This is a genomic window from Candidatus Purcelliella pentastirinorum, from assembly GCF_028748785.1.
Taxonomy (GTDB): domain Bacteria; phylum Pseudomonadota; class Gammaproteobacteria; order Enterobacterales; family Enterobacteriaceae; genus Purcelliella; species Purcelliella pentastirinorum_A.
This window is the reverse complement of the sequence record NZ_CP110496.1, coordinates 351,372-376,704: the sequence shown is the minus strand read 5'-3', so window position 1 is coordinate 376,704 and position 25,333 is coordinate 351,372. Positions and strand designations below refer to the sequence as shown.

The 25,333-nt window shown below is 23.9% G+C and carries 25 protein-coding genes, 5 tRNA genes and 2 pseudogenes; 21 read left to right on the top strand and 11 right to left on the bottom strand.

Features of this window, described 5'->3' with window-relative positions; translation table 11 throughout:
• Positions 1-29: 29 nt before the first annotated feature.
• Positions 30-791 carry a biotin--[acetyl-CoA-carboxylase] ligase gene (locus ONB71_RS01910; RefSeq protein WP_274360466.1) on the top strand — a complete coding sequence of 254 codons (762 nt, stop codon included), beginning with the start codon at positions 30-32 and terminating at the stop codon, positions 789-791.
• A 31-nt stretch (positions 792-822) separates the two neighbouring features.
• On the opposite strand, the gene coaA is transcribed toward ONB71_RS01910, so the two are convergent.
• A complete protein-coding gene (gene coaA / locus ONB71_RS01905; protein WP_274360465.1) occupies positions 823-1,767 on the bottom strand; it encodes a type I pantothenate kinase in 945 nt (314 codons plus the stop codon).
• A 159-nt stretch (positions 1,768-1,926) separates the two neighbouring features.
• On the opposite strand from coaA, the gene ONB71_RS01900 reads away from it, so the two are divergent.
• From ONB71_RS01900 to ONB71_RS01845, 12 genes are all read left to right on the top strand, one after another.
• Positions 1,927-1,999: transfer RNA gene (locus ONB71_RS01900), tRNA-Thr, on the top strand.
• 20 nt (positions 2,000-2,019) lie between these two features.
• Positions 2,020-2,101: transfer RNA gene (locus tag ONB71_RS01895), tRNA-Tyr, on the top strand.
• Positions 2,102-2,127: 26 nt separating this feature from the next.
• A tRNA-Gly gene (locus ONB71_RS01890) sits at positions 2,128-2,199 on the top strand.
• A 136-nt stretch (positions 2,200-2,335) separates the two neighbouring features.
• Positions 2,336-2,719, top strand: a complete 384-nt coding sequence (secE, locus tag ONB71_RS01885) for a preprotein translocase subunit SecE (protein WP_274360464.1) — start codon at positions 2,336-2,338, stop codon at positions 2,717-2,719.
• 1 nt (position 2,720) lies between these two features.
• Positions 2,721-3,275 (top strand): transcription termination/antitermination protein NusG, encoded by a 555-nt coding sequence (gene nusG, locus ONB71_RS01880; RefSeq protein WP_274360463.1) that lies wholly within the window; start codon positions 2,721-2,723, stop codon positions 3,273-3,275.
• A gap of 36 nt (positions 3,276-3,311) precedes the next feature.
• Positions 3,312-3,740, top strand: coding sequence for a 50S ribosomal protein L11 (gene rplK / locus ONB71_RS01875; RefSeq protein WP_274360462.1), 429 nt, complete (start codon positions 3,312-3,314; stop codon positions 3,738-3,740).
• Between the two features lie 8 nt (positions 3,741-3,748).
• On the top strand, positions 3,749-4,447 hold the full coding sequence (rplA, locus tag ONB71_RS01870) for a 50S ribosomal protein L1 (protein ID WP_274360461.1): 699 nt from the start codon (positions 3,749-3,751) through the stop codon (positions 4,445-4,447).
• A gap of 134 nt (positions 4,448-4,581) precedes the next feature.
• Positions 4,582-5,085 carry a 50S ribosomal protein L10 gene (rplJ, locus tag ONB71_RS01865; RefSeq protein WP_274360460.1) on the top strand — a complete coding sequence of 168 codons (504 nt, stop codon included), beginning with the start codon at positions 4,582-4,584 and terminating at the stop codon, positions 5,083-5,085.
• Positions 5,086-5,173: 88 nt separating this feature from the next.
• The gene (gene rplL / locus ONB71_RS01860; protein ID WP_274360459.1) at positions 5,174-5,542 is read left to right on the top strand and encodes a 50S ribosomal protein L7/L12; all 369 of its coding nucleotides are present in this window, start codon (positions 5,174-5,176) and stop codon (positions 5,540-5,542) included.
• A gap of 114 nt (positions 5,543-5,656) precedes the next feature.
• Complete coding sequence (gene rpoB / locus ONB71_RS01855; protein ID WP_274360458.1) at positions 5,657-9,688, top strand: DNA-directed RNA polymerase subunit beta; 4,032 nt, start codon at positions 5,657-5,659, stop codon at positions 9,686-9,688.
• A gap of 78 nt (positions 9,689-9,766) precedes the next feature.
• Entirely contained in the window at positions 9,767-13,981 is a 4,215-nt protein-coding gene (gene rpoC, locus ONB71_RS01850) for a DNA-directed RNA polymerase subunit beta' (protein ID WP_274360457.1), read from the top strand.
• A 231-nt stretch (positions 13,982-14,212) separates the two neighbouring features.
• Positions 14,213-14,485 (top strand): HU family DNA-binding protein, encoded by a 273-nt coding sequence (locus ONB71_RS01845; protein WP_274360456.1) that lies wholly within the window; start codon positions 14,213-14,215, stop codon positions 14,483-14,485.
• 70 nt (positions 14,486-14,555) lie between these two features.
• On the opposite strand, the gene ONB71_RS01840 is transcribed toward ONB71_RS01845, so the two are convergent.
• Positions 14,556-14,644: transfer RNA gene (locus ONB71_RS01840), tRNA-Ser, on the bottom strand.
• Positions 14,645-14,767: 123 nt separating this feature from the next.
• Between ONB71_RS01840 and dut the strand changes: the two genes are divergently transcribed.
• The gene (dut, locus tag ONB71_RS01835) at positions 14,768-15,229 is read left to right on the top strand and encodes a dUTP diphosphatase (RefSeq protein WP_274360777.1); all 462 of its coding nucleotides are present in this window, start codon (positions 14,768-14,770) and stop codon (positions 15,227-15,229) included.
• Between the two features lie 4 nt (positions 15,230-15,233).
• Here dut and pyrE read toward each other — a convergent pair whose 3' ends face one another.
• Complete coding sequence (pyrE, locus tag ONB71_RS01830) at positions 15,234-15,902, bottom strand: orotate phosphoribosyltransferase (RefSeq protein ID WP_274360455.1); 669 nt, start codon at positions 15,900-15,902, stop codon at positions 15,234-15,236.
• Positions 15,903-16,080: 178 nt separating this feature from the next.
• On the opposite strand from pyrE, the gene rpmB reads away from it, so the two are divergent.
• From rpmB to mutM, 3 genes are read left to right on the top strand one after another with little or no spacing between them, the layout of a single operon-like run.
• A complete protein-coding gene (gene rpmB, locus ONB71_RS01825; RefSeq protein ID WP_274360454.1) occupies positions 16,081-16,317 on the top strand; it encodes a 50S ribosomal protein L28 in 237 nt (78 codons plus the stop codon).
• 24 nt (positions 16,318-16,341) lie between these two features.
• Complete coding sequence (rpmG, locus tag ONB71_RS01820; RefSeq protein ID WP_274360453.1) at positions 16,342-16,497, top strand: 50S ribosomal protein L33; 156 nt, start codon at positions 16,342-16,344, stop codon at positions 16,495-16,497.
• 24 nt (positions 16,498-16,521) lie between these two features.
• Positions 16,522-17,331, top strand: coding sequence for a bifunctional DNA-formamidopyrimidine glycosylase/DNA-(apurinic or apyrimidinic site) lyase (gene mutM / locus ONB71_RS01815; protein ID WP_274360452.1), 810 nt, complete (start codon positions 16,522-16,524; stop codon positions 17,329-17,331).
• On the opposite strand, the gene coaD is transcribed toward mutM, so the two are convergent.
• Complete coding sequence (gene coaD / locus ONB71_RS01810; protein ID WP_274360776.1) at positions 17,328-17,822, bottom strand: pantetheine-phosphate adenylyltransferase; 495 nt, start codon at positions 17,820-17,822, stop codon at positions 17,328-17,330. The genes mutM and coaD overlap by 4 nt on opposite strands.
• Positions 17,823-18,063: 241 nt before the next feature.
• Between coaD and ONB71_RS01805 the strand changes: the two genes are divergently transcribed.
• From ONB71_RS01805 to gap, 3 genes and pseudogenes are all read left to right on the top strand, one after another.
• Positions 18,064-18,492, top strand: a complete 429-nt coding sequence (locus ONB71_RS01805) for a rhodanese-like domain-containing protein (RefSeq protein ID WP_274360451.1) — start codon at positions 18,064-18,066, stop codon at positions 18,490-18,492.
• 43 nt (positions 18,493-18,535) lie between these two features.
• Positions 18,536-19,276: pseudogene (gene cysE / locus ONB71_RS01800) on the top strand (serine O-acetyltransferase); the annotation flags it as partial.
• Between the two features lie 147 nt (positions 19,277-19,423).
• Positions 19,424-20,422, top strand: a complete 999-nt coding sequence (gene gap, locus ONB71_RS01795) for a type I glyceraldehyde-3-phosphate dehydrogenase (protein WP_274360449.1) — start codon at positions 19,424-19,426, stop codon at positions 20,420-20,422.
• Between the two features lie 16 nt (positions 20,423-20,438).
• Here the strand turns inward: gap and ONB71_RS01790 are convergent.
• Positions 20,439-20,511: transfer RNA gene (locus ONB71_RS01790), tRNA-Asn, on the bottom strand.
• Between the two features lie 110 nt (positions 20,512-20,621).
• On the opposite strand from ONB71_RS01790, the gene ONB71_RS01785 reads away from it, so the two are divergent.
• Positions 20,622-21,410 (top strand): enoyl-ACP reductase FabI, encoded by a 789-nt coding sequence (locus ONB71_RS01785; RefSeq protein ID WP_274360448.1) that lies wholly within the window; start codon positions 20,622-20,624, stop codon positions 21,408-21,410.
• 149 nt (positions 21,411-21,559) lie between these two features.
• Here the strand turns inward: ONB71_RS01785 and tatC are convergent, their stop codons facing one another.
• From tatC to ONB71_RS01755, 6 genes and pseudogenes are all read right to left on the bottom strand, one after another.
• Positions 21,560-22,294, bottom strand: coding sequence for a twin-arginine translocase subunit TatC (gene tatC / locus ONB71_RS01780; RefSeq protein WP_274360447.1), 735 nt, complete (start codon positions 22,292-22,294; stop codon positions 21,560-21,562).
• Positions 22,295-22,331: 37 nt separating this feature from the next.
• A complete protein-coding gene (locus ONB71_RS01775) occupies positions 22,332-22,502 on the bottom strand; it encodes a hypothetical protein (RefSeq protein ID WP_274360446.1) in 171 nt (56 codons plus the stop codon).
• Positions 22,503-22,523: 21 nt separating this feature from the next.
• Positions 22,524-22,679 (bottom strand): annotated as a pseudogene (tatA, locus tag ONB71_RS01770) (twin-arginine translocase TatA/TatE family subunit); the annotation flags it as partial.
• Positions 22,680-22,772: 93 nt separating this feature from the next.
• Positions 22,773-24,095, bottom strand: a complete 1,323-nt coding sequence (gene pssA / locus ONB71_RS01765) for a CDP-diacylglycerol--serine O-phosphatidyltransferase (RefSeq protein ID WP_274360445.1) — start codon at positions 24,093-24,095, stop codon at positions 22,773-22,775.
• Positions 24,096-24,176: 81 nt separating this feature from the next.
• On the bottom strand, positions 24,177-24,557 hold the full coding sequence (gene acpS / locus ONB71_RS01760) for a holo-ACP synthase (protein WP_274360444.1): 381 nt from the start codon (positions 24,555-24,557) through the stop codon (positions 24,177-24,179).
• Between the two features lie 11 nt (positions 24,558-24,568).
• Positions 24,569-25,288, bottom strand: a complete 720-nt coding sequence (locus tag ONB71_RS01755; protein ID WP_274360443.1) for a pyridoxine 5'-phosphate synthase — start codon at positions 25,286-25,288, stop codon at positions 24,569-24,571.
• Between the last annotated feature and the right edge of the window lie 45 nt (positions 25,289-25,333).

Below are 25,333 nucleotides of genomic sequence, written 5' to 3'. Positions count from 1 at the left end.
GTTATATTATTTTATTCAAAATATTGAATATGTTAAATACATATAAATTTTGTTCTTTAAATATGTTTGTTAATTGTTTAGGGTTGAGTGATATTTTGGTTAAGAGATTAATTAAGAAGTTAAAGTGTATGGGAGTATATATATTAAAATTTAATGTTTTTGATACTGTTGTTTATTTTTCTTTAAATATTTTTGATTTTCTAGATAAAATTAAAATTTTAAATAAATTAAAATTTAATAATCGTATTTTTTTTATACCTATAGTTGATTCTACTAATAATTTTTTATTGAGGTGTATAAATAATTTAAAAATAGGTGATGTTTGTATTTCTGAACATCAAACAAATGGTAGAGGACGTTTTAATAAAATTTGGTTTTCTCCATTAATTGGTAATATATATTTTTCTATGTTTTGGAATATTTGTGATAGTTCAATATCTATTACTAGTTTAAGTGTAGTAGTAAGTAAAATGATTATAGATATTTTTTCTAAATTTGGTATTATGAATGTTACATTAAAATATCCTAATGATATTTATTTAAATAACAAAAAAATATCTGGTGTTTTAGTTGATGTTGTGTATAAATCTAATGGACATAGAAAAATAATCATTGGTATTGGAGTTAATTTGTCTCCAATTTATGGAGCTTTTTATAATTTTCATTATATAAATTTAAAAATATGTAAAACTTTTATTGATAGAAATTTATTAGTTTCTAGTTTAATTAATCATTTATTTATTGTTATGTATAAATCAAATTTTAATAAATTTTATAAATTGTTTAATTAATTTTTAGTTAATAATTTATATTATTTAATTTTTATATTTTGTATTTTATTTTATTTATTTTATGATTATATGTTTTATTTAATATTAGTGTTGCTCTTTCTTTAGTTGGTAAAATATTTTTTGTTAAATTTAATTTATTTATAGTATTCCATATCAAAGTCAATTGATTAAACAGTTCTTTTTTAGTTAAATTATTAAATTTTTTTAAAAAACATTCTTTGTATTGATTTCTATTTTTATACAAATTTAATAATCTATCTTTGTACCATTTTTTTAAAAATTTTTCTGGTGCATGCACATATATACTAAAATTAATCAAATCTGATAAAATTTTTTTTTGTTTATTTTTTTGTTGTTGATAAGATTTTATTTGTAAAATATTAAGTCCTTCTAATATTAGAATATCAGTTTTGTTAATTTTTATGTGTTTATTTTTGATGATATCGTAATTTAAATGTGAATATTTAGGTATTTTTATTTTTTCTTTTTTTAATTTTACTTTTTGTAAAAATTTCATTAAATTTTTAAAATTATATGATTCAGGAAAACCTTTTTTATGAGTTATTTTTTTTTTCTCGAGTTTTTTATTTGAATATAAGAAATTATCTGTACTTATATTGGTGATTTTTTTTTTCAAATATTTTTTTAGAAATATTTTTATTGTTTGTGCTAAAGTTGTTTTACCTGATGCTACACTACCAGTTATTCCTATTATGTAAGGTGTACTGTTTTTATTTTTTGTTATTTTTTTTATTTTTTTATTAATATTTAAATAATTGTTAAAATTTAATGTTAATAGTTTTAATATTAAAAAATAAGAATCAATATTATTATCTTCTATTTTTAATTTTTTATTTTGTATGATTTTTATCATTTTTTTATATTCTGTTCTATTTTCTTTATATTTTGATATTTTTTCCCATTCTTTTTTTTTAAAATTAAGGAACATAATTTTTTTTGTATTTTTTTTATTCATTTTTTTTTTTTTCATTATTTAAATTTATTATTAAATATATTTTACATATTAAAGTACTATTATTAAATAGTATATTTTTTATTTAATTTTATTATTTAAATTTTTCTTGCATAAAAAATATTATTTCGTACAATTATAACAAAATTAATTTTATTAATTGCCGGTTTAGCTCAGCAGGTAGAGCAACTGACTTGTAATCAGTAGGTCACCAGTTCGATTCCGGTAGCCGGCATTGATAAATATTAATATAATGGTGGGGTTCCCGAGTGGTTAAAGGGAGCAGACTGTAAATCTGCCGTCATTGACTTCGAAGGTTCGAATCCTTCCCCCACCAAATGTTGTATAAATATTTCTTATAGTGCGAGTATCGTATAACGGCTATTACCTTAGCCTTCCAAGCTAATGATACGGGTTCAATTCCCGTTACTCGCTTATTTTTTTATATATTTATTGTGATTGATACAATTTTATAATATTTTTTATTGTAATAATTATCAAGAATTTAAATATAATATTATTTATTTAATATTAATATAATTTTTGTGTTATTTTTAATTAGGAATATTTTATGAATGCTAAATTAGGAGTAAAAAAAAAAAAAAGAATATTAGAATATATTAGATGGTTTTCTATATTTGCATTAATTTTTTTATTAATTATAGATAATTATTTTTTTAATGTACATTTTTGGTATGTACATATTTTATTTTTATTATTTACAATTTTTATGTTAGGTTTATTATTTAGTTATACTGATAAAGGTAAAAGAGCTATTTCTTTTTTTTATGAATCTAAGTTAGAAATGTATAAAGTTGTTTGGCCTACATTAAAGAAGACTTTTTATACAACATTGATTGTTTTAGTAGTAACTTTATTGCTTTCGTTAATTTTATGGTGTTTGGATACTATTTTGATTTATTTTGTTTCTTTTTTTACTAAATTGAGATTTTAAAATGTCAGATAATTTTAAAAAAAGATGGTATGTTGTTCAGGTATATTCTGGGTTTGAACCTCGAGCTGTTGATGCTTTGAAGAAACATATAAAAATGCATAAAATGGAAAATTTATTTAGTAAAATTTTAGTTCCTACTGAAGAAGTTGTAGAAGTTAGAGGAGGATGTCGTCGAAAAAGTGAACGTAGATTTTTCCCGGGGTATATTTTGGTGAAAATGTTAATGACTAATAAAAGTTGGCATTTAGTTAAAGGAGTTCCTCGTATTATGGGATTTATAGGTGGTACTTCTGATTCTCCATCACCTATTAGTGACAAAGAGGTTATTATTATTTTTGACAAACTTAAACAAATAGGTGATAAACCTAGACCTAAAGTTTTATTTGAGATTGGTGAACTTGTTAGAATTAATGATGGTCCATTTATAGATTTTAATGGTATTGTAGAAAAAGTTGATTATGACAAAAGTCGTTTAACTGTATCAGTTTCTATTTTTGGCAGATCTACTCCTGTAGAATTAGATTTTAATAAAGTTGAGAAGGATAATTATAAATAATTTTTTAATTTTATATTTAAATTTGGAATTTATTATATGATAAAGAAGATTAAGATATTTGTTAAGTTACAAGTACCAGCTGGTAATGCCACTCCAGCTCCTCCTGTTGGTCCTTCTTTAGGACAACATGGTATTAATATAATGGAATTTTGTAATGATTTTAATAATAGAACTATAAATATTGAGAAGGGTATTCCTATACCTGTTATTATTACAATATATGTTGATCGAACTTTTACTTTTATAACAAAGAGTCCACCTGTATCTGTATTAATTAAAAAAGCTATTAATATTAAACTAGGTTCTAGTAATTGTAAAAATAATAAAGTTGGTAAAGTTACAATTAATCAATTAGAAGATATTGCTAATATTAAAAAATTAGATATGACAGGTTCAAATGTTAATAGATTAATTTCTTCCATTAAAGGTACTGCTATTTCTATGGGTGTAGATATAGAGGAATAAATAAATTTATGATAATTATTTCTAAGCGAAGAAAATATATGTTAAAAAACAATACTTTAAAATTTAAATTAAATAGTTTTGATAAAGCAATTATGTTTATTCAAAAGTATCAGAGTTTGAATTTTATTGAAAGTATAGATGTTTCTGTTAATTTAGGTATTAATATTAATAAATCTGATCAACATGTCAATGGTATGGTTGTTTTACCGTATGGTACAGGTAAAAATGTTAAAATTATTGTTTTTGCTAAAGATATTGATGATGTATTATTGAAAGAATCTGGTGCTGATATGGTTGGTATGGAAGATTTAGTATATAAAATTAAAAATGGTTTCAAAGATTTTAATTTAGTTATTGCTACTCCTGAGTCTATGTCCATGGTAAGTACATTAGGTGGTATTTTAGGGCCTAAAGGATTAATGCCTAATCCTAAGTTGGGTACTGTTACTAATGATATTGTTAAAGCTGTTAGAGATGCAAAATCAGGTCAGATACGTTTTTGTAATGATAAGAATGGTATTATTCATTCTATGATTGGCAAAGTTAATTTTGATGCATTTAAAATAAAGGAAAATTTAAAAATATTTTTACTTTCCTTAATAAAATTCAAACCTATTTCTTCTAGAGGGTTGTATATAAAAAAAGTTACTATTTCTAGTACAATGGGTTTGGGTTATCCAATTAAATATAATGATTTTTTATCTTAAAATAAAATTGTTATTTTATATTTGTTAAATAATAGTTAAAATAATTAATTTTATTATTGTAATTTTAGTTAAATAATAGTAAAATTATCTGTTGTTTTGTTATGTTAAAATATTATTGTTCATGTGGATATATTATGCGATTAAGTATTTGTGATAAAAAATCAATAATTTTGGAAATAAAAAAAATTATTGATTGTTCTTTATCTGTAGTAGTAGCAGATATATCTGGTATTAAGGTTAACGTCATGACTTATTGGCGTAGATTAGCTCGTGAAAATAATATTTATTTACGTGTTTTACGTAATAATTTACTATTTAGAATTGTACAAGGTACAAAATATGAATGTTTAAAAAAAAAATTTATTGGGCCTACTATTGTTGCTTTTTCCTTAAGATGTCCTTTAGATTCAATTAAGTTATTTAAGAAATTTTTAGATGAAGAAAAAAAATTAAAAATAAAATGTTTATTTTATGATGATAAATATTTGTCTTCAAAGGAAATTTATAATTTATCTAAATTTCCTTCATATGATGAAGCTGTTATGTTAATTTTAATTATTTTAAAGGAAGTTAGTATTATAAGTTTTATTAAAGTTTTATTAAATATTTGTTTTATTAAAAATAATAATGTAAATTGATTTTATTTTTTTAATTTAAAATATTAGTCTTTTATTTTAAGCTATTTTGATTTTTCTTAAAGTTTTATAAATTTTGGAATTTTAAATTATGTCTATTAATCAAGATCAAATTATTGATGCAGTATCTAAGATGTCTGTCATGGATGTTATGAAATTAGTTTCAGCTATGGAAAAAAAATTTGGTGTTTCTTCTTCTGTATCGGTTTCAAATAAAGATTCCCATTCAATTAAACAAGTTGAAGAAAAAACTGAATTTGATATTTATTTAAAAAATTTTGGTAGTAATAAAATTTCTGTGATAAAAGCTATTCGTAGTACCATAAGTCTAGGGTTAAAAGAAGCCAAGGATTTGGTGGAATCAGCTCCAGTACTTATCAAAGGATCTATTTCTAAAATTGAAGTAGATAAAATTAAAGATATATTAGAAAAGGCAGGTGCTCAAATAGAAATCAAATAAATTATTAATTTTTATTGATTATATTTTATTTTTAAATTTTTAATTTATAATGTAATATATGAAGATTTTTATGTTTAATTAGTTTATATTAGTTATTTTTTTATTGGTGATTACATGGTATATTCTTATACCGAAAAAAAAAGAATTCGTAAAAGTTTTAGTAAACGACCACAGGTTTTAAATATACCTAATTTACTTTCTATACAACTTGATTCTTTTAATAAATTTATTAAACAAGATTTAACAGGTAAATATGGTTTAGAATCTTCTTTTCGTTCTATTTTTCCTATAAAAAGTTATGATAATAATATTGAATTGCAATATGTAACTTATAGTTTAGGCGAACCAAGTTTTGATGTTCAAGAATGTAAAATTAGAGGAGTGACATATTCTTCCCCCTTACGTGTTAAATTGTGTTTATTTTTATATGGACTTGAAAATTCAAAAAAGATATTAAAAAGCGTCAAAGAACAAGAAGTGTATATGGGAGAAATACCATTAATGACATTTAATGGTACTTTTATAGTTAATGGTACTGAAAGAGTAGTTGTTTCTCAATTGCATCGTAGTCCTGGTGTATTTTTTGATAGTGATAAGGGTAAGACTCACTCTTCTGGTAAAGTTTTATATCATGCACGTATTATTCCGTATAGAGGATCTTGGTTGGATTTTGAGTTTGATCCAAAAGATAATTTATTTATGCGTATTGATCGTAGACGTAAGTTACCTGTTACCATTATTCTTAGAGCTATGGGTTATTCTGTAGAAGATATTTTAGGTATTTTTTTTGATAGTGTTGTATATAAGTTAAATAATAATGATACATTTAAAATGGAGTTAATTCCTTCTCGTTTGAGAGGTGAAATAGCTTGTTTTGATGTTATTGCTAATAATTATTTATATGTTGAAAAAGGTCGTAGAATATCTTCTAAACATATTGATAAATTGATAAGTGATGATATTAAATTTATTGATGTTCCTTTTGATTATTTGATAGGTAAAGTATTAATTAAAAATCATTATAGTTTCGTTACTGGTGAATTAATATTATCTGCTAATGATAAGTTAACATTAAACAATTTAAATAAATTAAAAGAATCTAATTGTTTTTCAATCCATACTATTTTTACTAATGATTTAGATCACGGTTCTTATATTTCTGAAACAATACGTATTGATCCTACTGTTGATAATTTAACTGCATTGTTAGAAATTTATAGAATGATGAGACCAGGAGAACCACCAACACGTGAAACAGCAGAAAATTTATTTGAAAATTTATTTTTTTCTGAAGAACGTTATGATCTTTCATCAGTTGGTAGAATGAAATTTAATCGTTCTTTAAGACGTGATGACGTAAATGGTGCTAGTGTTTTAGATAAAAATGATATTGTAGATGTAATTAAAAAATTAATTGCTATTAGGAATGGTAAAGGTGAAATTGATGATATAGATCATTTAGGTAATAGACGTGTTAGATCTGTAGGTGAAATGATAGAAAATCAATTTCGTATTGGTTTGGTTAGAGTTGAGAGGGCTGTTAGAGAGCGTATTTCAGCAAGTGAATCAAGCTCTTTTATGCCTCAAGATGTTGTTAATGCAAAACCAATATCTGCTTCTATAAAGGAATTTTTTTGTTCTAGTCAGTTATCACAATTTATGGATCAAAACAACCCCTTATCAGAAATTACTCATAAAAGACGTATTTCAGCATTAGGACCTGGTGGTTTGACTAGAGAACGAGCTGGTTTTGAAGTTCGTGATGTTCATCCTACACATTATGGTAGAGTTTGTCCTATAGAAACCCCTGAGGGGCCTAATATAGGATTAATTAACTCTTTATCGGTTTATGCAAGAACAAATGAATATGGTTTTTTAGAAACACCATATCGGTTAGTCAAGGAAGGTTTATTGACTGATGAGATTCATTATTTATCTGCAATTGAAGAGGGTATGTATATTATAGCTCAAGCTAGTATCAATTTTGATAATTTTGGAAAATTTTTGGATGATTTTATTATTTGTCGTCATAAGGGGGAAGCTAGTTTATTTCATATTAAAGAAGTTCATTATATGGATGTTTCTACGCAACAAATAGTTTCTGTGGGTGCTTCTCTTATTCCTTTTTTAGAACATGATGATGCTAATCGTGCATTAATGGGTGCCAATATGCAAAGACAAGCCATTCCCACCTTAATATCTGAAAAACCCTTAGTGGGTACAGGTATGGAACGTGTTGTTGCAGTTGATTCTGGTGTTACCATTATTGCTAAGAGAGGTGGTGTAGTTCAATATGTAGATGCGGATCGTATAGTTATTAAAGTAAATGAACAGGAAATTATTTCTGAAAATTATGGTATTGATATATATAATTTAATTAAATATGCTCGATCTAATCAAAATACATGTATTAATCAGAATCCATGTGTTTTTTTAGGAGATGTTATAAGTACAGGTGATGTTTTAGCTGATGGGTCAGCTACAGATTTAGGAGAGTTAGCTTTGGGTCAAAACATGAGAGTTGCGTTTATGCCATGGAACGGATATAATTTTGAAGATTCTATTTTAATATCTGAACGTGTAGCTCAAAAAGATAGATTTACTACTATTCATATACAAGAATTATCTTGTATATCTAGAGATACTAAATTAGGACAAGAGGAAGTTACATCTGATATTCCCAATGTTAGTGAATCTGCTTTATCTAAATTAGATGAATCTGGAATAGTTTATATTGGTGCTGAAGTTCAGGGTGGTGATATTTTAGTTGGTAAAGTTACACCTAAAGGTGAAACACAATTAACCCCAGAAGAAAAATTGTTAAGAGCAATTTTTGGTGAAAAAGCATCTGATGTTAAAGATTCATCGTTAAGAGTGCCTAATGGTGTATTTGGAACTGTAATTGGTGTTCAAATTTTTACTAGAGAGGGTGTTACTAAAGATAAAAGAGCACTAGAGATTGAAAATATGGAGTTGGATCAGGTTGAAAAAGATCTTAAATATGAGTTGAAAATTATTCAAGAAGATTTATTTATTCGAATGAAAAAGTTTTTATTATCTTTGTCTTTATTTAATGTTGATATTAATAAATTAAGTAGTAGTAAATTATTCGATATCAAATTAGATAGTGATAAAGATCAAATTATATTAGATGATTTTCATAAAAAATATAAAAAATTAAAAAATAATTTTATAAAAAAATTTAATGATAAGAAACGTAAAGTTGTACAAGGTGATGAATTACCTCCTGGAATACTAAAAATAGTTAAGATCTATTTAGCGATTAAACGTCATATTCAATTAGGAGATAAAATGGCTGGTCGTCATGGTAATAAGGGTGTAATTTCTAAAATTAATCCTGTTGAAGATATGCCTTATGATGAGAATGGGGTACCAGTTGACATAGTACTTAATCCATTGGGGGTTCCATCTCGTATGAATATTGGTCAAATTTTAGAAACACATTTGGGTATGGCTGCAAAAGGTATAGGTGAAAAGATTGATTTGATGTTAAAAGATTCTGTTAATATATTAAATATTCGTGAATTTATAAAGAAGATTTATTGTTTAGGTAATTTAAAATATCAACATTTTGATTTTGATAATTTTACTGAGAAAGAAATATTAGATTTAGCATTAAATTTGAAAGATGGTCTTCCTGTATCTAGTCCTGTTTTTGATGGTGCTAATGAAGAAGAAATTAAGAAAATGTTATCTTTAGGTGGTTTACCTTCTTCTGGGCAAATTGTTTTATTTGATGGGCGTACTGGTGAGAAATTTGAACAGCCAGTTACTGTAGGTTATATGTATATGATGAAACTTAATCATTTAGTTGATGACAAGGTTCATGCTCGTTCTACAGGTTCTTATAGTCTTGTTACTCAACAACCTTTAGGTGGTAAAGCTCAATTTGGAGGTCAAAGATTTGGTGAGATGGAGGTTTGGGCACTTGAGGCGTATGGTGCTGCTTATACTTTGCAAGAAATGTTAACTGTAAAATCTGATGATGTTATAGGTCGTACTAAAATGTATAAAAATATTGTTGATGGTAACCATCAAATGGAACCTGGTATTCCTGAATCTTTTAATGTTTTATTAAAGGAAATTCGTTCTTTAGGTATAAATATTGAATTAGAAGAAGAATAATTTTAATTGTATGTTATTTATATATAGAATGATTTGTTTATTTTTTTAAAAATTTTATCTTATATTTTAGGGTTTTTAGTGAAAAATTTAATTAATTTTTTTAAATCGCAAAGTAAAATAGAAGAATTTAATTCAATTAAGATATCATTAGCTTCTCCGGATATAATTCGTTCTTGGTCATATGGTGAAGTTAAAAAACCAGAAACTATAAATTATCGTACTTTTAAACCTGAAAGAGATGGTTTATTTTGTGCTAGAATTTTTGGTCCTATAAAAGATTATGAATGTTTGTGTGGAAAATATAAAAGGTTAAAACATCGTGGAGTAGTTTGTGAAAAATGCGGGGTTGAGGTTACTCAAAGCAAAGTACGTCGTGATCGTATGGGTCATATTGAATTAGCTGCTCCTATAGCTCATATTTGGTTCTTAAAATCTTTGCCTTCTCGTATCGGTTTATTATTAGATATGCCTTTAAAGGATATTGAACGTGTTTTATATTTTGAATCTTATGTTGTTGTTGAACCTGGTGAAACTTCTTTAAAAAGATATCAAATTTTATCTGAGGAACAATATTTAAATTATTTAGAAGAGTATGATGATAATTTTAATGCACAAATAGGAGCTGAAGCAATACAAAATTTATTAAAATTAATAGATATTAAGCAAGAATGTATTAATTTGCGTGCTATATTAGATGAAATTAGTTCTGATACTAAACGTAAAAAAATTACTAAACGTATTAAATTATTAGAATCATTTATATCATCTGGTAATAAACCTGAATGGATGATATTTACTGTACTTCCGATTTTACCACCCGATTTAAGACCTCTAGTACCATTGGATGGTGGTCGATTTGCTACATCTGATCTTAATGATTTATATAGAAGAGTTATTAATCGTAATAACAGATTAAAAAGACTTTTAGATTTATTTGCTCCTGATATTATTGTTCGTAATGAAAAACGTATGCTCCAAGAAGCGGTTGATGCTTTATTAGACAATGGTCGTAGAGGTAGAGCTATTACTGGTTCTAATAAGAGACCACTAAAATCTTTAGCTGATATGATAAAAGGTAAGCAGGGTAGATTTCGTCAAAATTTATTGGGAAAACGTGTTGATTATTCCGGTAGATCTGTTATAACTGTGGGTCCATATCTTCGTTTGAATCAATGTGGTTTGCCTAAAAAAATGGCATTAGAATTATTTAAGCCATTTATATATGGTAAATTAGAATTAAATGGATTTGCAACAACTATAAAATCTGCAAAAAAAATGGTTGAACGTGAAGAATCTGTAGTATGGGATATTTTGGATGAAGTAATAAAAGAACATCCTGTATTATTAAATCGTGCGCCAACTTTACATCGTTTAGGTATACAAGCATTTGAACCAATTTTAATTGAAGGAAAAGCAATTCAATTACATCCATTGGTTTGTGCTGCATACAATGCTGATTTTGATGGTGATCAAATGGCTGTACATGTTCCTTTGACCTTAGAAGCACAATTAGAAGCTAGAGCTTTAATGATGTCTACTAATAATATTTTATCTCCTGCTAATGGTGAACCTATAATTGTTCCATCTCAGGATGTTGTTTTAGGTTTATATTATATGACAAAAAGTAAAGTAAATGTTCGTGGTGAAGGTATGTATTTTAAAGATCCTAAAGAAGTTGAGCGTTTTTATTTTATGGGAATTATTGAATTACATGCCTTTATTAAAGTTCGTATTACTGAATATGAAAAAGATTCAAATGGTGTATGGATTGAAAAAAAAAAAATAGTAGATACGACAGTTGGTCGTGCCATTTTATGGATAATTGTACCTAAAGGTTTATCTTACTCTATAGTTAATCTTACTTTAGTCAAAAAATCTATATCTGAAATGTTGAATATTTGTTATAGAATATTAGGTTTAAAATATACTGTTATTTTTGCTGATCAAATTATGTATACTGGTTTTTCTTATGCTGCTAAATCTGGTGTATCCGTGGGTATCAATAATATTGTAATTCCTATTGAAAAAGCCGCCATTATTTCTAAAGCTGAGTTAGAAGTTGCAGAGATTCAGGAACAATTTCAATCAGGTTTAGTTACATCCAGTGAAAGATATAATAAAGTTATAGATATTTGGGTATCAGCTAATGAACGAGTTTCTCAAGCTATGATGAAAAATTTATCTGTTGAATTTATTTTAAATATTAATAATAAAAGGGTAAAGCAATCTTCTTTTAATAGTATATTTATGATGGCAGATTCTGGAGCTAGAGGTTCAACCGCTCAAATTAGACAATTGGCAGGTATGCGTGGTTTAATGGCTAAACCTGATGGATCTATTATAGAAACTCCTATTACAGCGAATTTTCGTGAAGGATTAAATGTATTACAATATTTTATATCTACACATGGGGCTAGAAAAGGACTTGCAGATACAGCCTTAAAGACAGCTAATTCTGGTTATTTAACTAGACGTTTAGTAGATGTAGCACAGGATTTAGTAGTTACTGAATTAGATTGTGGTACTCTTGATGGTATTTTTATGACTCCATTGATTGAAGGTGGTGATATTAAAGAATCTTTACGAGAAAGAGTTTTAGGTAGAGTTGTTGCTGAAGATTTATTGTATCATGATATGTCAAAGGTATTAGTTAAACGTAATATTTTGTTAGATGAGTATTGGTGTGACATTTTAGAAAATCATTCAATTGATGTCATAAAAGTACGTTCTGTTGTTTCATGTGAAACTAATTTTGGTGTTTGTTCTTATTGTTATGGTCGTGATTTAGCTAGAGGACATATTATTAATAAAGGAGAGGCAATTGGTGTTATTGCTGCTCAATCTATAGGTGAACCTGGAACTCAATTAACTATGCGTACTTTTCATATTGGTGGTGCTGCTTCAAGAGCGGCTTTATCTTCCAATATACAAGTCAAGAATAATGGTAAAATCAAATTAATTAATGCAAAAACAGTATTAAATTCTGATAATATGTTAGTTATTATTTCTAGAAATGTAGAATTAAAAATGATAGATAAATTTGGACGTATTAAGGAAAGTTATAAAGTCCCGTATGGTGCTGTCATAGTTAAAGGTGATGATGAATATGCAAATTCTGGTGAAATTATTGCTAATTGGGATCCACATACTATGCCTATTATATCTGAAATTAATGGTTATTTAAAGTTTATTGATATTATTGATGGTCAAACAATTACAAGGCAGGTTGATGAATTAACTGGATTATCTTCTGTTGTTATTATGGATTCTACTGAATGTATTTTAGGTGGTAAATATTTACGTCCTTCTTTAAAAATAGTTGATGATGTTGGTGGTGATATATTTATTTCAGGATTAGATACACCTGTTCAATATTTTTTACCTAATAGAGCTATTTTACAATTAAGTGATGGTGTTTATGTTCATGCTGGAGATATTTTAGCACGTGTACCTCAAGAATCTGGAGGTACTAAGGATATTACCGGTGGTTTACCTCGTGTTGCTGATTTATTTGAAGCTAGAAGGCCTAAAGAATCTGCTATTTTAGCTGAAGTTAGTGGTATTATATCTTTTGGTAAAGAAACTAAAGGTAAACGTAGATTATTAATTACTCCAAATAATAATGATGGTAAAATATATGAAGAAATGATTCCTAAATGGCGTCAATTAAATGTTTTAGAGGGTGAAAATGTTAATAAGGGAGATATTATTTCTGATGGTCCTGAGTCTTCTCAAGATATTTTAAGATTAAGAGGTGTTAATGCAGTTACAGATTATATAGTAAATGAGGTTCAAGATGTTTATCGTTTACAAGGAGTTAAAATAAACGATAAACATATAGAAATAATTGTTCGTCAGATGTTACGTAAAGCCACCATATTAGATCCAGGTGATTCAAAATTTTTGAGTGGTGAACAATTAGAATATTCACTTATTAAGATTGAAAATCTTAAATTAAAATTTAAGGGTAAAAAGCTCATAATTTTTATGAGAGATTTATTGGGTATTACTAAGGCTTCTTTATCAACTGAATCTTTTATTTCTGCAGCTTCTTTTCAAGAAACTACCAGAGTTTTAACAGAATCAGCAGTGGCTGGTAAACATGATAAATTGCGTGGATTAAAAGAGAATGTTATTGTGGGTCGTTTAATTCCAGCAGGTAGTGGTTATTCATATCATGTTGACCGTGTACGTAAGCGTGCTAAATTGCTTAAATATAATAATATACAACAAAATATAACTGTTGAAGAGGCATCAGCTAATTTAACAGAATTGTTGAATGCAGATATTTAATATTTAAAATATTTATTTTATAAATTATATTGTAATATGTTTTTTTAACTTGTATAATAAAATCAGATTATTCTTTATTATTTTTTTAAAATTTATCGATTTTTTATAAAAGTCATTTTTTTATAAAATTATTTAATTAAATTTATTTAAATAATTTTTATGAGAAGTGATTGTTTTATTATTTTAATTAATAATTTTATTATAAAATATTATATGTGTTAAGGATATTATATGAATAAAACTCAATTAATTGATGCAGTTGCAAATCAAACTAATTTATCTAAAATTCAAGTAAAATCAACATTGAATAGTGTATTAGAAACTATAACAAGTTCCTTACGAAAAGGAGATATAGTACAATTAGTTGGTTTTGGAACTTTTAAAGTAAATTATCGTTCTGCACGTCCAGGAAGAAATCCTCAAACTGGTGAGGAAATTTATATATCAGCTTCTAAAGTTCCGTCATTTGTATCAGGAAAAACCTTAAAAAATGCAATTAAATAATATTATATTTTAATATTAAATAATAATATTTATTAATTTTACATATATAATTTAATTATTATTTTTTTTGCGGTGAAGGAGGGATTCGAACCCTCGATACGCTATTTAACGTATTCATGCTTTCCAAGCATGTACTTTCAACCTCTCAGACACTTCACCGGGTATCTTTTCTTTTATATTTTATATTATTTAATTTATATATCAATTATAATATTATTTGGTTATTATATTTTATTTTTTTTAATGTTTTTTGTCATTTTATAAATATACTTAATAGGTGTTATTTTGAAAATTATAGATATAAAAATTATTGATAAAAGAATTGGTCATTTATTTCCATTACCTGAACATATTACTTTAGGGTCAGCTGGTTTGGATTTAAGAGCATGTGTTGTTAGTTCGATGAGATTATTTCCTGGTATGTCAAAGTTAATATCTGCTGGTCTTGCTATTCATATAAATGATTCTTCTATAGTTGGTTTAATTATGCCTAGATCAGGTTTAGGACATAAATATGGTATTATTTTGGGTAATTCTGTTGGTGTAATAGATTCTGATTATCAGGGTGAATTATTTATGTCTATATTAAATAGAAGTGAAAAAGAATTTGTTATTAATCCTGGTGATCGTGTAGCTCAAATTGTTTTTTTTTCTATTAATCAAGTTAAATTAAATTTGGTTCAATCATTTAATTCTGCAACTTCTAGAGGTGATGGTAACTTTGGTCATTCTGGTTTTTTTTAATATTTTATTTGATTTTAAAATTTTGTTTGTTTAGTCCATATTTTTTTTGATAAGAACAAATTTTATTTAATTCATTTTTCATTTGAGGTTTAGTTTTCAAATATTTTATTAAATTATTTAAAGTTATTATTTTATTTATTTTGCAAGAATATTGTTTTTCTATTTTTTGAACAGCGGACATGTTCTTACATTTATTTTCTTGACGATCAAAAAAAACAAATATTCCAGTTAATATAGTTTTGTATTGTGACAAAATATTTATTGATTCTTCTATTGCTGTACCAATAGTTATTACATCATCAATTATAATTACTTTTCCTTTTAATTTACATCCTATTAGTGTACCTTGTTCACCGTATTTTTTTATTTCTTTGCGATTAAAACAATATGGCTTATTTATATTATAATTTTTAGCTAATGCAATAGCTGTTGCTATTACAATTGGTATTCCTTTATATGCTGTTCCAAATAGTACATCGAAAGATACATTGGTTTTTTTTATTGCTTTTGCGTATAAATCACCTATGTGTATCAAATCGTTACCAGTATTTAATATACCTGAATTGAAAAAATAAGGACTTATTCTACCTGATTTTAATGTAAAATTTTTAAATTTAAATATTTTTTTTTTTATTAATAATTTAATTATTTTTTTTTTAGATGATTCTTTCATTTTATTTTTAATTTTTTATAATTATAGTTTAAATTATTTATTTAAGTTTATTAATTTTAATATATTTAATGTATATTATTATTTTAATAAATTATATTTATTAATATAATTATATCATCAAAAATTTTATTTTTTCTTATTATTTTTTTTAAAAAAGTATTAAATTCATGGGGTTATTATGTCTAGATTATGTTGTATTACTGGTAAAAAACCTGTTGTAGGTAATCATCGTTCTCATGCTATGAATGCAATTAAAAGACGATTTTATCCTAATCTTCATTTTTGTAAATTTTGGTCTGAAAATAAAAATTGTTTTATTAAATTACGTGTGTCAATCAGAGGTATGCGTATTATTAATAAATTAGGTATTGATTTAGCATTTACTAAATATAATATTCGTGATATAAAATATTAGTTTATATTTTGTTTAGGAATTTAGATGAGTGAGAAAATAAAACTTTTATCATCAGCTGGTACTGGTCATTATTATATTTCTACTAAAAGTAAGCGTATGAAATTAATTAAGTTAAAGTTAATGAAGTATGATCCAGTTATTCGTAAACATGTATTATATGTTGAAGATAAAATAAAATAATTTATTTATGTTTGATATTTTATTATGCCTGAATTGCCTGAAGTAGAGAATATTGTATCTTATATAAGAAATATTTTATTAAATAGAATAATTTTATATACTGTTATAAAAAATGATAATTTACGGTGGCGTGTACCATTTGAAATAAAACAATTATTTAATGTTCGAGTTTTTAATGTATATAGACGTGGAAAATATATAATACTAAAATTATATAGTGGTTATATTATTATTCATTTAGGGATGACTGGTTCATTTCGTTTATTATTTAATAAATCAAATTTTGGTAAACATGATTGTTTAGATTTAATTATTGATAGTGGGATAATTATTCGTTATTCTGATTGTAGAAAATTTGGATTTTGGTTATGGTTTAATAAAGAAGATAAAGATTTTTTTTTAAATAAATTAGGGCCTGAACCATTAAGTAAAAATTTTAATTGTAATTATTTATATAATTTAACTAGATTAAAAAAATTGTCTATTAAAAGTTTTTTAATGAATAGTAGATTTGTTGTTGGTATAGGTAATATATATGCTAATGAATCTTTATTTAAGTCTGGTATTATGCCTACTAGGTTATCTATGGATATAAATTTTGATGAGTGTGTAACTCTTGTTAATTCTATTAAAAAAATATTATTAATTGCTATTAAATATAATGGTACTACAATAAAGAATTTTAAACAAATAGATGGTAAACCAGGAGAATTTGCTAAGTATTTGAAAGTGTATGGTAGAAGAAATAAATTGTGTAAAAAATGTAATAATTTGTTGATTTATATTAGACAAAATCAGAGATCTAGTTTTTTTTGCAAATTTTGTCAAAATTAATTTTTTAATTTATTATTTAACTTATTTATAATATCTTTATATATTATTTTTGGTATAAAGTTTTTCATATCTCCTTTTAGTTTTATTATTTCTTTTATTAGTGAAGATGAGATATAATTAAATTTTTTTGATGACATTAAAAATATATTTTCTAATTTTGGTGATAGGTTTTTATTTATATATGCCATTTGTTGTTCTTTAATAAAATCATTTATATTTCGTAAACCTCTTATTAATATATTTGTTTTGTATTTTTTTACGCAATCTATAATTAAGTTATTGAATCCTATAATTTTTAGATTTTTTATTTTGTTTGTTGCTTTTTTTGTTAATTTAATTCGTTCTTGTAAATTAAATAGTGTATTTTTATTTTGATTTTTTGCTATAGCTATTATTATTTTATCAAATATTTTTATTGATCTTTTAATTATGTTTATATGTCCAAGTGTTATTGGGTCAAATGTTCCTGGGTATATTGCTTTTCTATATATTTTTTTCATATTGATTATTTAATTAATGTTCATTAAATTTGTTTTATTAACATTTTTGTTTATGTAAATTTAATTGTTAATAAATAATTTTATTTTATTTATAATTTAATTGAATATCTTTTAATTTTAAAGTTATTTATTTTTTATTTTTTTTATTTAAAATTAGATTTATTTTAAATAGATTATTATTTTTTTATATCTTATATTATATTTTTAATATAAATTATTTTATTTTAATTTTATGAAAGATTTTATTAATTTTATAAATCACCATTTTTTATTTGTATTAGTATGGTTATTGATTTTATTTTATATTTTAATAGTTTTTTTTATTAATTTATTTAATAAAATATCATTTGTAAATTGTAATAAAGTTGTATATTTATTAAATAAACATGATGCTGTAATTTTTGATGTTAGATCATTTGATGAATATGTATTAGAACATTTTCCTAAATCTATTTATATTGATATCAATGATTTAAATGATAATAATTTTAATATTTTAAGAAAACATCGATCTAAACCAATAATATTAGTCTGTAATACTGGTAGTTTATCTTTTAGTTTAGCTAAAAGGTTTAAGAAAAATGGGTTTTTAAATATTTATATACTTGATGGTGGTATATCAGCTTGGAAAAATGAAAATTTACCTTTAATAAATAAATAATTTTTTTGTGTTTTGTCTAATTATTTTTTTAGGTGTATAATATATGTTTTATGATCAGGTTGATATTTTGTGGAATACAATTAAAAAAGAAATTAAATTTCTTTGTAAAACTGAACCTATTTTGTTAGATTTTTATAATAAAAATTTACTAAAACGTAAAGATTTTGCTGATGCTTTAAACTATTTATTATCTAATAAATTTGCTGATTGTTTTATATCATTTTCTACTATTTATACTTTAATAAAGGAAATTTATATAGATAGTCCTTTTATTGTTGATTTTGCGTTATATGATATAAAGGCTATATATTATAAAGATCCTATAGTGGATAAGTATTCTACTCCGTTTTTATATTTTAAGGGTTATCATGCTTTACAGTCTTATCGTATAACTCATTGGTTATGGGATAAACACAGATATTCTTTAGCTTTATATTTGCAGAATAAAATTTCTTCTTTGTATGCTGTAGATATACATCCAGCCGCTTGTATTGGTTATGGTGTTATGTTTGATCATGCTACTGGTATAGTTGTTGGTGAAACTACTGTGATAGAAAATAATGTTTCTATTTTACAGTCTGTTACTTTGGGTGGTACTGGTAAGGATAATGTTGGTAATCGTCATCCCAAAGTACGTGAAGGTGTTTATATAGGGGCTGGTGCAAAAATATTAGGTAATATAGAAATAGGTAAAGAATCTAAAATTGGTGCTGGTTCTGTTGTTTTAAAATCTATACCTCCTAATTCTACAGCGGCTGGTGTACCTGCTAATATAGTTGGTAAATCTAATTTTTCTGATTAGATTTGAATAAATAATACTTTTAATAATTAATTTATTAATATGGTATATTTATATTATATTTATTAAATAATTTATTTTAGATAATATTTAGATTTTTTTCTTTTATTTAAATATTTTTGGTGGTTAAATATGACAGTAAAAATAGGTATTAATGGTTTTGGTAGGATTGGTCGTGTTGTTTTTAGAGAATCTCAGAAAAGATCAGATATTAAAGTTGTAGCTATTAATGATTTATTGAGTATTGAATATATGGTTTATTTATTAAAATATGATTCAACTCATGGTTATTTTCAAGGTAATATTACTTATGATAGTAATTTTATTAATGTGAATAATAATAAGGTATTTATTACCTCTGAAAGAGATCCTTGTAAGATAAATTGGAATATGTTTGATATTGATGTTGTTATTGAATCAACAGGTGTTTTTTTAAGTTATAAAGATGCTTATAAACATATTTTATCTGGTGCTAAAAAAGTGGTTATAACAGCCCCGGCTAAAGATAATATTCCAATGTTTGTTAGAGGTGTAAATTTTGATAAGTATTCAGGTCAAAATATAGTTTCTAATGCTTCGTGTACAACTAATTGTCTTGCTCCATTAGCTAAAGTTATTAATGATAATTTTACTATTATTGAGGGTTTGATGACAACTGTACATTCTGTGACTTCTACTCAAAAAACAGTTGATTCACCTTCTAACAGGGATTGGAGAGGTGGTAGAGGTGCATTACAAAATATTATTCCTTCATCCACTGGTGCAGCTATAGCTGTAGGTAAAGTAATTCCTGAATTATATGGTAAATTAACAGGTATGGCCTTTAGAGTTCCAACAGCTAATGTTTCAGTTGTTGATTTGACAGTTAGATTTAAAAAAGCTACTTCTTATCAAAATGTATGTGATGTTGTTAAAATAGCTTCAAATGGTTATTTGAAAGATATTATGGGTTATACTGAAGATGAAGTTGTTTCTACAGATTTTAATGGTAATATATTAACCTCTATATTTGATGTTAATGCTGGTATTTTTTTAAATAATAATTTTATGAAATTAATATCTTGGTATGATAATGAAATGGGTTATTCTAATAAAGTATTAGATTTAGCTGTTATGATTAATGAGTTTTGATTGTTTTTTTGTTTTTCTCCCCCGACTGGATTCGAACCAGTGACATACGGATTAACAGTCCGCCGTTCTACCAACTGAACTACAGGGGATAGTTTTATTTGCATGCGAATTATTTTATCACGATATTTTATATTATACGATTTTGTTAGTCAAATTGAATTTTTTTGATTTTTTTATTTTTTGTTTAGGATGAATATATATGAAAATGTTGAAAAATAAAAGAATTCTTATTTTTGGTATTTCAAGCAAATTATCTATAGCTTATGGTATTGCAAAAGCTATGCATTTTCATGGAGCAAAATTGGCTTTTACATATCAAAATGAAAGATTGAAAAATAGAGTTATAAAATGTGCTTCAGAGTTTAATTCAAATAAGGTTTTTTTTTGTGATGTTCAAGATGATTGTAGTTTAAATAAACTATTTGATGATTTATCTATTGTATGGGATAGATTTGATGGTTTTGTTCATTCTATAGCTTTTGCTCCTAGAGATCAATTATCTGGAGATTATCTTGATGTTATTAATCGTAGAGGATTTGAAGTATCTCACAATATTAGTTCTTTTAGTTTTGTTAATTTAGCTAAAATTTTTCGAGGTATTTTAAAAGAGGGTTCATCTTTATTAACTTTGACATATCTTGGTTCTCAATATGTAGTTCCTAATTATAATGTTATGGGTTTAGCAAAAGCCTCATTGGAGGCAAATGTAAAATATATGGCTTATTCTCTAGGTAAAAATAATATACGTGTTAATGCCATATCAGCTGGTCCTATTAGAACTTTGGCGTCATCTGCAATTACTGGTTTTAAAAAGATGCTTATTGTTTTCAAAAATTATAATTTTTTAAAGCGTTTAATTAGTATAGATGAAATTGGTAATGTTGCTGCTTTTTTGTGTTCTGATTTGTCTAGTGGTATTACTGGAGAAATTATTCATGTTGATGGAGGTTATAATGTTAATGGTATTGATTCAGATGTATTTATTTAAAATTAATTTTATATTTTGAAAATTATTATTTTCTTTTTTTAAATTTATTATATATATTTTTTTTTATTTTTATTTTTTATTGTATTTATTAATGTCTTTTATTTTTTATATAAAATATTAATTTTGATTTATTATATTTTTTATTTATTTTATCTTATTTTTTGTATAGTATTTTCATATATTGTTGAAAAAAGTATACCGATTTCAAATAATATATACATAGGTAATGCTAGTATAATTTGTGACAATATATCTGGTGGGGTTATTAACATACTTATAATAAACGTTATAATTAATATGTATGATCTATTATTTTTAAGAATATTTGTATTAATAACTTTTATTATACATAATAGTAAAATTAAAATGGGTATTTCAAATGATATTCCAAAAGTTATGAACAATTTCATTATAAAATCTAGATAATTGGATATATCCGCTGTTATTAAAATTTCATTTGGTACTGTTTTTGTTAAGAATAAAAATAAAATTGGCATTATTACATAATATGTGAAAACTATGCCTGAATAAAATAATACAAAACTAAAAAATATTAGTGGTTTTATTATTTTTTTTTCTTTTTTATATAATGCTGGTGCGATGAATTTCCATATTTGATATATATTAAAAGGCATGGTTATTAATATTGACATAATAAATGTTAATTTTATTGGTGTAAATAATGGTGATGCTATATTTATAGCTATCATTTTTGTTCCATATGGTAATAATTTGATTAGAGGAATAGCTATAATATGGTAAATGTAGTTTGAAAAATAGGATAATATTATAAATGTAGTAATTATTATTATTATACAATTAATTATTTTTCTTCTTAATTCTATTAAATGATTGATAATAGATAATTTAATTTTATTACTCATATTTTATTTTTTTTTTTTAAATTACGAGTTATAATTTTTAATATTTAATTGTTTTTATTAATTCTTTTTTAATATTTGATATTGTTACTTTTATTTTTTTAATAATTTTTTTTATTTGATTTATTAATTTTGGTAGTTTTGAAGGTTTTGTGCTTATTAATGTAATAATTAATATTAATAATATTTTATCAAAATTTAAATCTATCATTTTTACCTCATTTATTTATTTATTTTTTTTGTTTTTTTCATTATCATTCATTGCTTTTTTAAACCCCTTAATAGATTCCCCTAAATCTGCACCTAAATTACGTAATTTATTTGTACCAAATAATACTGTTACTATTATTGCAATAATAAGTAATTGACCTATGCTAATATTTCCCATGTTATTTTCCTTATTTTTTTATAATATTTTACATCTAAATAGATATTTTGTTATAATAACTTGATATTAAGTATTAGTATTTTGAATATTTTATTATATGATTTTGTTTATTATTTTATCTATATGTATTCTTCTTATTCTTCTTATTAATTTACAGATATTTTTAGGATATTCTGATATTGTTTTTAACTCTGAATAGTTTTTTATTATTTTTGTGTTGTTTATTATATTATTTAGTTCTAAATTAGTTTTTTTTTTTAATTTTTTTTTAGGATCATGAATTAGTAATGCATTTTCTAAATCTAGATTCCATGATCTGGGATTTAGATTATTTCCAGTTAGAAAAATCCATTTGTTATCTGACCAAATTCCTTTTACATGGTAGGAATTATTTTTATTTTTCCATATTCTTATAGTTAATAGTTTTTTATTTATATAATTTTGCATAAATTTTATAAAATTTCTTAAGTTAATTTCATATAAATATGGTAGTATTCCAATTATGTTAAATTTTTTATTTTTATTTATATAAAAATCATTTGCTTTTTTATCACTTACAATTATTTCTATTTTTGTATTTTTTTTTAGTAAATATTTTATTTTATATTTAATAAATATTGGTAGATTAAAATATGGTGTACATATTATTAATTTTTTTTTAGTTGATGATATTATGTTAATTATAGTTTGATTTACTGGGTTTTTTTTACCTATACCTACTATAGGAGCTATTGATAATTCGTTATTTTTTGCTTTGTTTTTATAAGAATAATTTATGTTTTTTATTTTTTTTTTTGTTTTGTTTTTTACTTTTTTGTTTATGCAATTTGTATTTTTTTTATTAATAAGATTTTTATTAATCCATGTATACATTATATTTGTTAAATATTTATTTTTTATAATTTGATATCTATCGTGTCTATATTTTTTTTTTTGTTGTAAATATAAGTTATTCATGTTAGCACCGCTGTAAATTAAATAATCATCTATTATAATTCCTTTTAGGTGTAAAACCCCCATTGTTTCTCTATTTGCTATTGGTATTCCATGTATAGGAATAAAGTGTTTATTTTTCTTTGCTATTTTTATATACCAATCCATATTTGTAATTTTTTTGTTTGATCCTATGAGATTACGTCTGGCTCTAAACCAATCAACTAAAATGTTTATTTTGATGTTGGGTTTCTTTTTTTTGATAGAATATAATTCTTTTAATATATTGTATCCACTTTCGTCATTTTCTAAATATAAGGTTACTATACATATTCTATCTTTTGCATTTTTTATTTTATTTATTAATGTTTTACGAAATTTTTTTGGTGATATTAAAAATTTTATGTCTTTCTTTGATAATGGTATTTTTGGAATAGATTTGAGATATTTTTTGTTTTTATATAATTTTTTTTTTTTTGACATATATTTTATTTTCTATTTTATTTATTATTTTTGTTTATTTTTTGTTTTTTAAATTTATTTTAAATATTTTCATTTTATTAATTAGTTTTCTGCAATTGCAACTGCACATGCATATTTTTTTTCGTCAGAAATAGTTAAATGAAATGTTTTTATTCCTATATTTTTAGTTATTTTTTTTATTTTTTTTGAGAGGAATATTTTAGGTTTACCTAAATTATTATTATAAATTTCTAATTGATTAAATGATAGCCCACATCTCATTCCTATACCAAATGATTTAACTATAGCTTCTTTTGCGGCAAATCTTTTTGCTAAAAAATGTATTGGTTTTTTGTTTTTTAAATATTGTTGAAATTCATTTTTATTTAATATTTTTATTGCTAAAGTATTTCCTGATTTTTTTACTATTTTTTTTATTCTTATTATTTCAACAATATCTATACCTATTCCTATAATTGTCATTTATTAGATTTTTATTTAATTAGTTTTTTTATTTTTTGTATTGCTTTTTTAAATCCTATAAACATTAATTTATTAATAATTGCATGTCCAATATTTAATTTTTTTATTTCTTTTATAGATGCTATTTTTTTTACATTATTATAATTTAATTCATGACCTGCATGTACTATTAATCCTTTATTAGTTGCATATTTTGCTGCATTTATTATATTTTGTAGTTTTTTTTTTTTTGTTATTTTGTTTTTTTCATCTGAATAAGAACCAGTGTTGATTTCTATTATTTTTGTATTTGCTATTATAGATGCATTTATTTGTTCAATATCGGGATCTATAAATAATGCTACTTTTATTTTATTTTTTTTAAGTTTTTTTATTATTTTAAATATTTTTTTTTCTTGTTTTTTTACATTTAAACTGTTTTCTGTAGTTAATTCTTCTCTTTTTTCTGGTACCAAATAACATGAGTATGGTTTTATTTTATATGCAATATTTATCATTTTTTTTTTTATTGAAATTTTCAGATTTATTTTACTTTTTGTATTATTTTCTAAAATTTTTAAATCTTTATCTTTGATATGTCTTTTATCTTTTCTTAAGTGGATAGTTATGTTGTTTGCACCATTTTTTTCAGCAATTAATGCTGCTTTTAATAAATTTGGATATTTTGTATTTCTTTTATTTCTTATTGTTGCGAAGTGATCTATATTTATTCCTAATTTTGTTTTTTTCATATTTTCTCTTATTTTTTTTTATAATTTTTTTTTTAAATGAATAAA

Bases quoted from the DNA above. Each gene is read 5' to 3' on its own strand.
- ONB71_RS01775 (WP_274360446.1), bottom strand. From the start codon at position 22,502: ATGATAGATTTAAATTTTGATAAAATATTATTAATATTAATTATTACA.
- rpmG (WP_274360453.1), top strand. From the start codon at position 16,342: ATGAGTGAGAAAATAAAACTTTTATCATCAGCTGGTACTGGTCATTAT.
- tatC (WP_274360447.1), bottom strand. From the start codon at position 22,294: ATGAGTAATAAAATTAAATTATCTATTATCAATCATTTAATAGAATTA.
- secE (WP_274360464.1), top strand. From the start codon at position 2,336: ATGAATGCTAAATTAGGAGTAAAAAAAAAAAAAAGAATATTAGAATAT.
- gap (WP_274360449.1), top strand. From the start codon at position 19,424: ATGACAGTAAAAATAGGTATTAATGGTTTTGGTAGGATTGGTCGTGTT.
- rplJ (WP_274360460.1), top strand. From the start codon at position 4,582: ATGCGATTAAGTATTTGTGATAAAAAATCAATAATTTTGGAAATAAAA.
- ONB71_RS01785 (WP_274360448.1), top strand. From the start codon at position 20,622: ATGAAAATGTTGAAAAATAAAAGAATTCTTATTTTTGGTATTTCAAGC.
- rpoB (WP_274360458.1), top strand. From the start codon at position 5,657: ATGGTATATTCTTATACCGAAAAAAAAAGAATTCGTAAAAGTTTTAGT.
- mutM (WP_274360452.1), top strand. From the start codon at position 16,522: ATGCCTGAATTGCCTGAAGTAGAGAATATTGTATCTTATATAAGAAAT.
- coaA (WP_274360465.1), bottom strand. From the start codon at position 1,767: ATGAATAAAAAAAATACAAAAAAAATTATGTTCCTTAATTTTAAAAAA.
- ONB71_RS01805 (WP_274360451.1), top strand. From the start codon at position 18,064: ATGAAAGATTTTATTAATTTTATAAATCACCATTTTTTATTTGTATTA.
- rplL (WP_274360459.1), top strand. From the start codon at position 5,174: ATGTCTATTAATCAAGATCAAATTATTGATGCAGTATCTAAGATGTCT.
- rplK (WP_274360462.1), top strand. From the start codon at position 3,312: ATGATAAAGAAGATTAAGATATTTGTTAAGTTACAAGTACCAGCTGGT.
- pssA (WP_274360445.1), bottom strand. From the start codon at position 24,095: ATGTCAAAAAAAAAAAAATTATATAAAAACAAAAAATATCTCAAATCT.
- rplA (WP_274360461.1), top strand. From the start codon at position 3,749: ATGATAATTATTTCTAAGCGAAGAAAATATATGTTAAAAAACAATACT.
- pyrE (WP_274360455.1), bottom strand. From the start codon at position 15,902: ATGAAAGAATCATCTAAAAAAAAAATAATTAAATTATTAATAAAAAAA.
- ONB71_RS01755 (WP_274360443.1), bottom strand. From the start codon at position 25,288: ATGAAAAAAACAAAATTAGGAATAAATATAGATCACTTCGCAACAATA.
- rpmB (WP_274360454.1), top strand. From the start codon at position 16,081: ATGTCTAGATTATGTTGTATTACTGGTAAAAAACCTGTTGTAGGTAAT.
- ONB71_RS01845 (WP_274360456.1), top strand. From the start codon at position 14,213: ATGAATAAAACTCAATTAATTGATGCAGTTGCAAATCAAACTAATTTA.
- nusG (WP_274360463.1), top strand. From the start codon at position 2,721: ATGTCAGATAATTTTAAAAAAAGATGGTATGTTGTTCAGGTATATTCT.
- ONB71_RS01910 (WP_274360466.1), top strand. From the start codon at position 30: ATGTTAAATACATATAAATTTTGTTCTTTAAATATGTTTGTTAATTGT.
- acpS (WP_274360444.1), bottom strand. From the start codon at position 24,557: ATGACAATTATAGGAATAGGTATAGATATTGTTGAAATAATAAGAATA.